Annotated in this window: 13 protein-coding genes and 1 pseudogene; all 14 read left to right on the top strand. The window is 63.7% G+C overall.

Annotated elements, in window-relative coordinates:
• Positions 1 to 290: pseudogene (locus tag CKO23_RS00890) on the top strand (hypothetical protein); the annotation flags it as partial.
• A gap of 191 nt (positions 291 to 481) precedes the next feature.
• Positions 482 to 1,918 carry a F0F1 ATP synthase subunit beta gene (gene atpD / locus CKO23_RS00885; protein WP_200327850.1) on the top strand — a complete coding sequence of 479 codons (1,437 nt, stop codon included), beginning with the start codon at positions 482 to 484 and terminating at the stop codon, positions 1,916 to 1,918.
• Positions 1,915 to 2,304: a F0F1 ATP synthase subunit epsilon gene (locus CKO23_RS00880; protein ID WP_200327849.1), complete on the top strand. Its 390-nt coding sequence runs from the start codon at positions 1,915 to 1,917 to the stop codon at positions 2,302 to 2,304. The genes atpD and CKO23_RS00880 overlap by 4 nt, the downstream gene beginning before the upstream one ends.
• Positions 2,297 to 2,638 carry an AtpZ/AtpI family protein gene (locus CKO23_RS00875; protein ID WP_200327848.1) on the top strand — a complete coding sequence of 114 codons (342 nt, stop codon included), beginning with the start codon at positions 2,297 to 2,299 and terminating at the stop codon, positions 2,636 to 2,638. The genes CKO23_RS00880 and CKO23_RS00875 overlap by 8 nt, the downstream gene beginning before the upstream one ends.
• Positions 2,631 to 2,939 carry an ATP synthase subunit I gene (locus CKO23_RS00870; RefSeq protein WP_200327847.1) on the top strand — a complete coding sequence of 103 codons (309 nt, stop codon included), beginning with the start codon at positions 2,631 to 2,633 and terminating at the stop codon, positions 2,937 to 2,939. Before CKO23_RS00875 ends, CKO23_RS00870 begins: the two co-directional genes overlap by 8 nt.
• Positions 2,920 to 3,609 carry a F0F1 ATP synthase subunit A gene (locus CKO23_RS00865; protein WP_200327846.1) on the top strand — a complete coding sequence of 230 codons (690 nt, stop codon included), beginning with the start codon at positions 2,920 to 2,922 and terminating at the stop codon, positions 3,607 to 3,609. Before CKO23_RS00870 ends, CKO23_RS00865 begins: the two co-directional genes overlap by 20 nt.
• Before the next feature lie 30 nt (positions 3,610 to 3,639).
• Entirely contained in the window at positions 3,640 to 3,921 is a 282-nt protein-coding gene (locus tag CKO23_RS00860) for a F0F1 ATP synthase subunit C (RefSeq protein WP_200327845.1), read from the top strand.
• 3 nt (positions 3,922 to 3,924) lie between these two features.
• Positions 3,925 to 4,683 (top strand): F0F1 ATP synthase subunit delta, encoded by a 759-nt coding sequence (locus tag CKO23_RS00855; RefSeq protein ID WP_200327844.1) that lies wholly within the window; start codon positions 3,925 to 3,927, stop codon positions 4,681 to 4,683.
• Between the two features lie 139 nt (positions 4,684 to 4,822).
• On the top strand, positions 4,823 to 5,392 hold the full coding sequence (locus tag CKO23_RS00850; protein WP_200327843.1) for a four helix bundle suffix domain-containing protein: 570 nt from the start codon (positions 4,823 to 4,825) through the stop codon (positions 5,390 to 5,392).
• A gap of 203 nt (positions 5,393 to 5,595) precedes the next feature.
• Positions 5,596 to 7,146, top strand: a complete 1,551-nt coding sequence (locus CKO23_RS00845; protein WP_200327842.1) for an alternate F1F0 ATPase, F1 subunit alpha — start codon at positions 5,596 to 5,598, stop codon at positions 7,144 to 7,146.
• 98 nt (positions 7,147 to 7,244) lie between these two features.
• Positions 7,245 to 7,691: a DUF29 domain-containing protein gene (locus CKO23_RS00840; protein ID WP_200327841.1), complete on the top strand. Its 447-nt coding sequence runs from the start codon at positions 7,245 to 7,247 to the stop codon at positions 7,689 to 7,691.
• A 288-nt stretch (positions 7,692 to 7,979) separates the two neighbouring features.
• The gene (locus CKO23_RS25405) at positions 7,980 to 8,144 is read left to right on the top strand and encodes a DUF2254 family protein (RefSeq protein ID WP_346014537.1); all 165 of its coding nucleotides are present in this window, start codon (positions 7,980 to 7,982) and stop codon (positions 8,142 to 8,144) included.
• Between the two features lie 20 nt (positions 8,145 to 8,164).
• Positions 8,165 to 8,545, top strand: a complete 381-nt coding sequence (locus tag CKO23_RS00830) for an HPF/RaiA family ribosome-associated protein (protein ID WP_200327840.1) — start codon at positions 8,165 to 8,167, stop codon at positions 8,543 to 8,545.
• Positions 8,546 to 8,565: 20 nt separating this feature from the next.
• A complete protein-coding gene (locus CKO23_RS00825; protein ID WP_200327839.1) occupies positions 8,566 to 9,510 on the top strand; it encodes a F0F1 ATP synthase subunit gamma in 945 nt (314 codons plus the stop codon).

The raw sequence follows: 9,510 nt of genomic DNA, 5'->3' as shown, positions 1-9,510 counted from the left end.
ATGGCGGAGCGCAGAACGCCGTGGCGCTGCAACTGTGGAGCACCTGGATCCTCTATGCCGTCCTCGTCGATTTGACCGATGCCGTGGCCGAGGCGCTGCAACGTCCCTTCGCCGAGCTGTCGATGGAGATGGTCTACCGCAGCTTGTATTTCGTGGTCGCAGAGATGCAGCGCGATCCCACGACCGACCCGATCCAGTATCTGGCCGAGGAAGCCCGCAGCCTGGGGATCATCAAAAGACCGCGCAAGCCAGCGTGCCAGAAAACTCCAACCCCATTGCTTTGCACTTGACACGAAAGACAATCCCTTAACTTGTGACTGATGCCCTGAGTGGAGTTTGACCATGTTTCGATCCGTGCCCGGCTAAGTTGGGCGAAACCGCACGGAAGGGGGCATCTCTTTCCCAGGCGTCATGCCCCCTGGAAGGGAGCTTTGAATCACAAAATCATGCGCCGCTTGAGGCGCCAGCATCGGGAGCCGCTGTGGATCAGAGCACGGACCAGAACACCCCAGTCGCCAATCGCGGCCTGGTCATCGCGGTGCGCGGCAGCGTGGTGGATCTGCGCTTCGAGACGCAGCTGCCCGCGATCTATCGGCTGCTGCGCGCGGGGTCGGAAGGCCAGATCCGCATCGAGGTACTGGCGCAGTTGGATGACCATCATGTGCGCGGCATCGCCCTGACACCCACCCAGGGGCTCGCGCGCGGCATGTGGGTGGAGGACAGCGGCGGGCCGCTGATGGCACCGGTGGGCAAAGGCATCCTCGGGCGCATGTTCGACGTGTTCGGCAACGCCATCGACCGCCAGCCGCCACCCACCGAGATCCAATGGCGTTCGGTGCATCACGCCCCGCCACCCCTGGCGCGGCGTTCGACCCAGTCCGAGGTCTTCGAGACCGGGATCAAGGTCATCGATGTGCTGGTCCCGCTGGAGCGCGGCGGCAAGGCGGGGCTGTTCGGCGGGGCGGGCGTGGGCAAGACCGTGCTGCTCACCGAGATGATCCACAACATGATCGGGCATCACGCCGGCGTCAGTCTCTTCTGCGGCATCGGCGAGCGCTGTCGCGAAGGCGAGGAGCTCTATCGCGAGATGCGGGACGCCGGCGTCCTGCCGAACATGGTGATGGTCTTCGGGCAGATGAACGAGCCGCCGGGCAGCCGCTTTCGCGTCGGCCACGCGGCGCTGACGATGGCCGAGTATTTTCGTGACGACGAGCAGCGCGATGTCCTGCTGCTGATGGACAATATCTTCCGCTTCATCCAGGCCGGCATGGAGGTCTCCGGCCTCATGGGTCAGATGCCCTCGCGCCTGGGCTATCAGCCTACCATGGGGACGGAGCTATCGGGGCTGGAGGAGCGCATCGCCAACACCGATGCCGGTGCCATTACGTCGATCCAGGCGGTCTATGTGCCAGCGGACGATTTCACCGACCCGGCTGCGGTCCATACCTTCTCACATCTCTCCGCCTCCATCGTGCTCTCGCGCAAACGCGCGGGCGAAGGGCTGTATCCGGCCATCGACCCGCTGCAATCCAGCTCTCGGATGGCGACGCCGGGCATCGTTGGCGAACGGCATTACGCCCTGGCGCAGGAGATTCGGCGCACCCTCGCCCAATACGCGGAGCTGAAAGACATCATCGCCATGCTGGGCCTGGAGCAACTGTCGCCGGAGGATCGCAAGCTGGTCGCCCGTGCTCGGCGGCTGGAGCGCTTTCTGACTCAGCCTTTTTTCACGACTGAACGCTTTACTGGCCTGACCGGCAAGCTTGTGAGCCTGGCCGATGCGCTGGATGGTTGCGAGCGCATTTTGGGGGATGAGTTTGGGGATGTGCCTGAGAGGGCGCTGTATATGATTGGGGGGGTGGATGAGGCGAAGGTTAAGGACGACAAGGACATCAGGGACGAGGAGAAGACGTCATGAATTTGAAAGTTTTGTTGCCGTTTCGCGTCTTTGCGGAGGTCACCGGGGTGACACGCATTGTCGCGGAGACGCCGGACGGCGCCTTTGGGTTGTTGCCGCGTCGCTTGGACTGTGTCGCGGCGCTCGCGCCGGGGATTCTGATCTACGAAACCGCCGCCGAGGGCGAGGTCTACCTGGCCGTGGATGAGGGGGTGCTGGTCAAGACCGGCGCTGAGGTGCTGGTGTCGGTGCGCCGGGCGATTCGCGGCAATGACCTCGGCCAATTGCGCGCGACGGTGGAGCAGGAGTTTCTGATCCTGGACGCGCGCGAACAGGAGATGCGCGCGGTAATGGCGAAACTGGAATCCGGATTTCTGCACCGTTTCGTGAGCTTGCACCATGACTGAGTCTCCAGACAACAAGCCCTCGGACAGGGCTCCGACCCTTGCCGGACAGATCGGCGACAAGGCCGCGCGTAAGCTCAAGGCGCGGCGCAATCCCACGCCGGGGGTCTGGTTCGGCCTCGGCATGATGGGACTGATCGGCTGGTCCGTGGTGGTGCCGACGCTGCTCGGCGCGGCGCTGGGGCTGTGGCTCGACGAACAGCATCCGGGCACCCACTCATGGACGCTGGCGCTGCTGGTGGGCGGGCTCACGCTTGGCTGTTTCAATGCCTGGCATTGGGTCGCCAAGGAAGAGCGGGCGATGCGCGAAGAAGACCAGGAGGATCGTGATGACTGACAGTCTGACACTGGTGCTGGCCGGGGTCGCGGGAATGGGACTCGGGGCCATGTTCTTCGGCGGACTCTGGTGGACGCTGCGCAAAAGCCTGGCGTCCCCCAGGCCGGCGCTGTGGCTGTTGGGCAGCCTGCTAACGCGGATGAGCCTGCTTTTGGTCGGCTTGTACCTGGTCTCCGGCGGTCATTGGGAGCGCCTGCTGGCTGGTCTGCTCGGCGTTATCTGCGCGCGTTTTGTCGTGCTGCGACTCAGCAGCCCGCCAAGCATCACGAAGGAGGTCGATCATGCGCCTGAGTCCAGATGAGATCATCTTCTGGCAGTACGGCTTTCTCAAGCTCAACGCGACCATCGTCTTCACCTGGGCGCTGATGCTCGTGCTGGTGGTCGGCTCGCTCCTGGTCACGCGCAAACTGTCCCGGGATCTCAGCCGGTCGCGCTGGCAGAACCTACTGGAGGTCCTCGTTACCGGCATCGAGAAACAGATTCTGGAGGTCGGACTGCGCGACGCGCGGACCTATCTCGGCTTTCTCGGCACCCTGTTTCTGTTTGTTGCAGCGGCCAGCCTGGCTACCATCATCCCCGGCTATGAGCCGCCGACGGGCTCGCTCTCGACCACGACGGCGCTGGCGCTCTGCGTGCTGGTGGCCGTGCCCTTTTTCGGCATCGCGGACCAGGGCCTCGGCGGCTATCTCAAGTCCTACATGGAACCGACCTTCATGATGCTGCCGTTCAACATCATCAGCGAGGTCTCACGCACCCTGGCCCTAGCGGTGCGTCTGTTCGGCAACATGATGAGCGGGGCGATGATCATCGCCATCCTGCTCACCATCACACCCTTCCTCTTTCCCATTCTCATGACGGCGCTCGGCCTGCTCACCGGGATGGTGCAGGCGTACATCTTTAGCATCCTGGCTGCGGTCTATATCGCGGCGGCGACGCAGACACGCAGACCAAAGCCGGCGCCCAAGCCGTGAGACACCCACAGACTCAGCGGAGGACACACCATGGATAGCCTGACCCTGATCGCGGTGGCATCGATCGTCACTGCCGGCCTCACCACGAGTTTCGGCGTCGTGGGACCATCGCTTGGCGAGGGGCGCGCCGTCGCCACTGCACTCACCGCACTGGCGCAGCAGCCCGACGCCTCGGCCACTATCACCCGGACCCTGTTCGTCGGTCTGGCGATGATCGAGTCCACGGCCATCTACTGCTTCGTGGTCTCGATGATCCTCATCTTTGCCAATCCCTTCTGGAACCTCGCCATCGCCCAGGTCGCCGGGAAGTAGGCCATGCTCATCGACTGGTTCACCGTCGGCGCGCAGGTGATCAACTTTCTGGTCCTGGTGTGGTTGCTGAAGCGCTTTCTCTATCGCCCGATCCTCGACGCCATCGACGCGCGCGAGCAGCGCATCGCCGCGGAGTTGGCGGACGCCGACGCGAAACGCGCCGAGGCCCGGCAGGAGCGCAAGATCTTCTACCAGAAGAACCAGGCGTTCGACGCGCAGCGTGCGGCGCTCTTGGCCCAGGCGACGGACGCGGCGAAGTCTGAACGCCAGCGTCTGCTCGACGAGGCCCGGCAGGCCGCCGACGCCTTGCGTGCCAAGCGGCAGGAGGCGTTGCGACAGGAAGCCGATCAGCTCAAGCAGGCCCTACGGCAGCGAACTCAGCAGGAGGTCTTCGCGATTGCGCGCAAGACCCTGACGGATCTCGCAGGGGTGAGTCTGGAAGAGCGTCTGGTCGCGGTGTTTATCGAGCGCCTGGGGGCGATGGATGGCGAGGCGCATGCCCTGTTTGCCGAGGCGCTGAAGACGAACTCTGACCTGGTGCGTGTGCGCAGCGCATTTGATCTGCCGGATGACCAGCGCGCGGTGATCCAGGCGGCCCTCAACAGCGCTTTTGAAACCGAGGTTCCAGTTCGGTTTGAGACCGCGCCGGATCTGGCAGGTGGGGTCGAGCTGAGTGTGAATGGGCAGAAGATCGCCTGGAGCATTAAGGAGTATCTGGGGTCACTGGAGCAGGGTGTGGCTGAGTTGCTGTGTGGCTCTTGATGACTTCAAGGACTCCTGGGACTACAAAGACTTTAAGGACAACAAAGACCCCAAGGACTTCAAGGACCGATTGGCTCAGTTGTCGTTGTAGTCCTTGATGTCTCTGGAGTCCTTCACGCTTAAACCAAGGAGCAACCCCATGCCCACCGGCTTCATCTCAACCCACGGCGGCTACAAGAACCTGCTCTCCTATCAAAAGGCCGAAATCGTCTACGACGCCACAGTCCATTTCTGTCAACGATTCGTCGAAAAGCGCGACCGCACCTACGACCAGATGGTGCAGGCCGCCCGGTCCGGCAAGCAGAACATCATCGAGGGCAGCATGGCATCCGGCACCTCGAAGGAGATGGAGATCAAGCTGACCAATGTCGCCCGCGCCAGCCTGGAGGAACTGCTGGCCGACTATCGCGACTTCCTGCGCGTGCGTGGGATTGCGGAGTGGCCCAAGGAGCATCCCTACGCGCTTCGGCTACGTGAGCTGAACCGGATTCATGGCGCCACCTATGAGACTTTTCGTAAGGGCGTCGAGCACCCCGACCCGGCCATCTGCGCCAACGTCATCATCGGATTGATTCGGGTGACTAGCCTGCTCTTGAGTCGGCAGATTCAGGCGCTTGAGAAGGCGTTTGTTGAGGAAGGCGGAATGCGTGAGCGCATGACCAGGGCGCGACTTGATGAGCGTGATCGACAGCGTGGGAGAGGGCGGTGAGTTCTAAGGACTGCAAAAACTTCAAAGACAACAAAGACAACAAAGACCCCAAGGACATCAAGGGCCGATTGGCTCAGTTGTCGTTGCAGTCCTTCAAGCTCTTAAAGACTACAAAGACCTCAAGGACAACAAAGACAATCGAGGCTAGCGGTCCTTGCAGTCTTTGTTGTCCTTGAAGTCCTTAAAGTCCCCAAGAGCCAACCATGCCAGCAACCCTCCAACCCCTCTTCGACCAAACCTTTGCCGCCATCAGCCAGGCAAGAGACAACTTCGCGCCTCAGCTCAAGCCACGCGAAATCGGCACCATCAAAATGGTCTCCACCGGCATCGCCAAGGTCTCCGGCCTAACCAGCGTCGGCTTCGAGGAACTGCTGGCCTTTCCCGGCGAGGTCTTCGGCATCGCCTTCAACCTGGACCCGGATGAGATCGGCGTCGTCCTGCTCGGCGACTACTGGCAACTGCACGCCGGCGATATGGTCGAGCGCACCGGTCGGGTCATGGACGTGGCGGTCGGCGAGGGTCTGCTGGGGCGCGTCATCGACCCGCTCGGGCGACCGCTCGATGGCCTGGGGCCGCTGACCACCAGCAAGCGCCTGCCGATCGAGCGCCCCGCCACAGCCATCATGGACCGCGCGCCCGTCACCATTCCGCTGCAGACCGGGCTCAAGGTCATCGACGCCCTCATCCCCATCGGGCGCGGCCAGCGCGAGCTGATCCTCGGTGATCGCCAGACCGGCAAGACCGCCATCGCGATCGACACCATCCTCAACCAGCGCGGCCAGGATGTGCTGTGCGTCTATTGCGCCATCGGTCAGCGGGCGTCCGCCACCGCGAAGACGCTGGCCACCTTGCGGGAACAGGGTGCGCTGGAGTACACCCTGGTGGTGCTCACCGAGGGCAACGACGCGCCGGGACTCACCTACATCGCCCCCTATGCCGCGACCAGCATCGCCGAGCACTTCATGGAGCAAGGCCGCGACGTGCTGATCGTCTATGACGACCTCACCCACCACGCGCGCGCCTATCGCGAACTCTCTTTGCTGCTGCGCCGCCCACCCGGTCGCGAGGCCTTTCCCGGCGATATCTTCTACATCCACTCGCGCCTGCTGGAGCGCGCCACGCGCCTGCGCGAAGACCTTGGCGGGGGCTCGCTCACCGCGCTGCCCATCATCGAGACCGAGGCGCAGAACATCTCCGCCTACATTCCAACCAACCTCATCTCCATCACCGACGGGCAGATCTATCTCTCACCGTCGCTCTTTGAATTGGGTGTGCTGCCCGCGGTCGATGTCGGCCAATCCGTCTCGCGCGTCGGCGGCAAGGCGCAGCGGGCCGCTTACCGCGCCGTGGCGGGGGATCTGAAGCTCGCCTACGCCCAGTTCGAGGAGTTGGAAACCTTTGCCCGCTTCGGTGCCCGCGTGGATGAAGACACCCGCCAACGTATCGCGCATGGGCGGCGCATCCGCGCCTGTCTCAAGCAACCGGAATTCGCCCCGGTGTCCATGCCCGCGCAGATCGCCATCCTGCTGGCCCTGACCGCCGGGCTCTTCGACGCGGTGCCGCTGGAGCGAATGGCCGACGCCGAGCGAGCGGTGCAGGAGGCGGCGGCGAAGATCCCGGAGGATGTCAGCGAGCGGCTGGTGAGCGCCGATTCATTGAGCGACGCGGATCGTCAAACCATCGTCGACATCGGGCGTGGAGCGCTCGTGGGGTTCCAGCCCCAGCCTGACTCCGATCCCAAACCGGGCGATTAGCGCGGATGGCGCGCCGCGGCGTGCGAGTCATTACCTTTGGCTTAAACTTCAGGTAAGAACGAATCGTCAGGTCACGCCTACAACGCTGGGAGGTACGAATGTCGATCAAGTCCTACGAGGGCGACATCATCGCCTGGGCGGACGAGCAGGCGCGGTTGCTACGTGCCGGGGCGTTTTCCCAACTGGACATCGAGCACATCGCGGAGGAAATCGAGGACGTGGGCAAGAGCGAAAAACGCGAGCTGGCCAGCCGTATGGCCATCCTCCTGACCCACCTGCTGAAATGGCAGCATCAACCGGAACGGAAGGGCAAGAGCTGGCAACGAACGATCAAGGAACAGCGCAACGCGCTGACGATCTGCATCAAGAAAACGCCCAGTCTGAAAGCCGTATTGGGCGAGGCGGACTGGTGGTCTGGCGTCTGGTCGGATGCCGTCGCCAAGGCTTCCGAGGAAACCGGCATCGACGATTTTCCAGAATCCTGCCCCTGGACAGTCCAGGAGATTCTTGACGCCGCATGGCTGCCTTCATCGGCTGCGGTCTGATCGTTCGGATCGCAGCAGGTCAACGGAATCGAAGCGCGGAGAATCATCACGAACGGGGCGCCGAGCATGATCATGAAACTCCGCCATGGCTGGCAATCGATGCGCTCGAGCTTCTGGTTCGCCCCCGCCCTGATGGTGCTGGATGCGGTGGTGCTGGCTATCCTCCTGATTGCCCTAGACCCTGCTGCGGATGGAGCATGGCGTCGGGGATTTCGTCGTTGCGGGCACGCCCTTGGTCACGCTGCTCGATCCGGGTGACCTGGATGCGGCGACAGCCGCCAGCGCACGGTGGAGCAGGATGCCGCCTTCGGCATCCGCCAGATCGTCGATGTCGCCATGAAGTCCCTGTCGTCCGGCATCAACGACCGCGACCGCCTCGCGAACCGGTTGACGCGGGTGCGCGAAGCCCTGGTCGCGGCGCCACCGTCGTTCGTCCGGATAGATCAGAACTGAAACAAGCTGAGGAGAACAGCATGCAGATCCAAATCAATACCGATCGTCATATCGAAGGGCACGAGCGCCTGACCACTTGGGCCAGTGGCGTCGTGGAGCAGGCGCTGAGTCGTGTCAGCGATCGCATCACGCGCGTGGTGGTCCATCTCAGCGATGAGAACGCCGACAAGAGCGGCCGGCACGACCAGCAATGCACGATGGAAGCCCGGCTCGAAGGCCGCCAGCCAGTTGCCGTGACGCACCAGGCGGCCAGCATGGATCAGGCCGTCAAGGGTGCCACGGAGAAGCTGACCGGCGCGATCGAGAGCATCATCGGGCGGCAGCGCGATCAGCGCCGTCGCCAGGCCGAACCGCTTCCGCAGGAGACGACACCGCCAGAGGACGCGACACCGCCAGAGTAAGCGACAACACCGGACGCGCAATGAGCGACACCACCGCCAGCCTGCGCCACAAGATCCAGAGCGCCGGCGACCTCCAATCGGTCGTCCGCACCATGAAGTCGCTGGCCGCATCGAGCATCAATCAATACGAGCAATCGGTGCGTGCCCTCGGCGACTATGCGCGCACGGTGGAGCTGGGGTTGAGCGTCTGCTTGCGGGGTATCGGCAACGCTGACGTCCTGGCTGGCGACGCCAAAGACACGGATACGGGCGTGATTGGCGCGGTCGTCTTCGGCTCCGATCAGGGACTGGTGGGCCAGTTCAATGATCTGGTCGCCGATCATGCGGTGAAGACGTTGGCGGGGCTGACGGATCCGCCGGGGGATGAATCGCGGCGCCAGCTCCGGGTCTGGGCGGTCGGCGAGCGTGTTCAGGCGCGCTTGGCGGACGCCGGCCTGGCGCTGGCCGGCAGCTTCGCCGTGCCGAGTTCCGTCGCGGCGATCACCGCGCTGGTCGCGGAGATCCTGGTGGCGACCGAGACGCACCAGCGTCAGGGCGAGTTCGGCGCGCTCCACCTCTTCTACAACAGACCCAGCTCCGCAGCCGTCTACACGCCCGTCGATCAGCGGCTACTGCCGTTGGACGCGCCGTGGCGGCGCTTGCTGGCCGAGGCCCCCTGGCCGACCAACAACCTACCCGAGGTCCTCGGGGGCGACACCGGCGCCGATACAGGAACCCTGCGGGCGCTCATCCGCGAGCATCTGTTCGTCTCGCTGTTTCGCGCCTGCGCCGAGTCCCTGGCCAGCGAGAACGCCAGTCGACTCGCCGCGATGCAGCGCGCCGACAAGAACATCGAAGACTTGCTGGAGAGGCTGAACGGGAACTTCCACCGGCTGCGCCAGAGCGGCATCGACGAGGAGCTGTTCGATGTTATCGCCGGCTTCGAGGCACTTACCGGACCGCGACGGTCAGCGGATAGGCGATGA

The sequence above is a fragment of the Thiocystis violacea genome (assembly GCF_016583565.1).
In the GTDB taxonomy this organism is placed as follows: domain Bacteria; phylum Pseudomonadota; class Gammaproteobacteria; order Chromatiales; family Chromatiaceae; genus Thiorhodococcus; species Thiorhodococcus violaceus_A.
Note: the sequence above shows the minus strand (reverse complement) of the source record. Positions and strands in the feature narration are given on the sequence as shown.

What these genes read in the sequence shown, in the direction of transcription:
- CKO23_RS00880 (WP_200327849.1), top strand. Translation starts at nt 1,915, where the DNA reads ATGAATTTGAAAGTTTTGTTGCCGTTTCGCGTCTTTGCGGAGGTCACC.
- CKO23_RS00875 (WP_200327848.1), top strand. Translation starts at nt 2,297, where the DNA reads ATGACTGAGTCTCCAGACAACAAGCCCTCGGACAGGGCTCCGACCCTT.
- CKO23_RS00870 (WP_200327847.1), top strand. Translation starts at nt 2,631, where the DNA reads ATGACTGACAGTCTGACACTGGTGCTGGCCGGGGTCGCGGGAATGGGA.
- CKO23_RS00865 (WP_200327846.1), top strand. Translation starts at nt 2,920, where the DNA reads ATGCGCCTGAGTCCAGATGAGATCATCTTCTGGCAGTACGGCTTTCTC.
- CKO23_RS00860 (WP_200327845.1), top strand. Translation starts at nt 3,640, where the DNA reads ATGGATAGCCTGACCCTGATCGCGGTGGCATCGATCGTCACTGCCGGC.
- CKO23_RS00855 (WP_200327844.1), top strand. Translation starts at nt 3,925, where the DNA reads ATGCTCATCGACTGGTTCACCGTCGGCGCGCAGGTGATCAACTTTCTG.
- CKO23_RS00850 (WP_200327843.1), top strand. Translation starts at nt 4,823, where the DNA reads ATGCCCACCGGCTTCATCTCAACCCACGGCGGCTACAAGAACCTGCTC.
- CKO23_RS00845 (WP_200327842.1), top strand. Translation starts at nt 5,596, where the DNA reads ATGCCAGCAACCCTCCAACCCCTCTTCGACCAAACCTTTGCCGCCATC.
- CKO23_RS00840 (WP_200327841.1), top strand. Translation starts at nt 7,245, where the DNA reads ATGTCGATCAAGTCCTACGAGGGCGACATCATCGCCTGGGCGGACGAG.
- CKO23_RS00830 (WP_200327840.1), top strand. Translation starts at nt 8,165, where the DNA reads ATGCAGATCCAAATCAATACCGATCGTCATATCGAAGGGCACGAGCGC.
- CKO23_RS00825 (WP_200327839.1), top strand. Translation starts at nt 8,566, where the DNA reads ATGAGCGACACCACCGCCAGCCTGCGCCACAAGATCCAGAGCGCCGGC.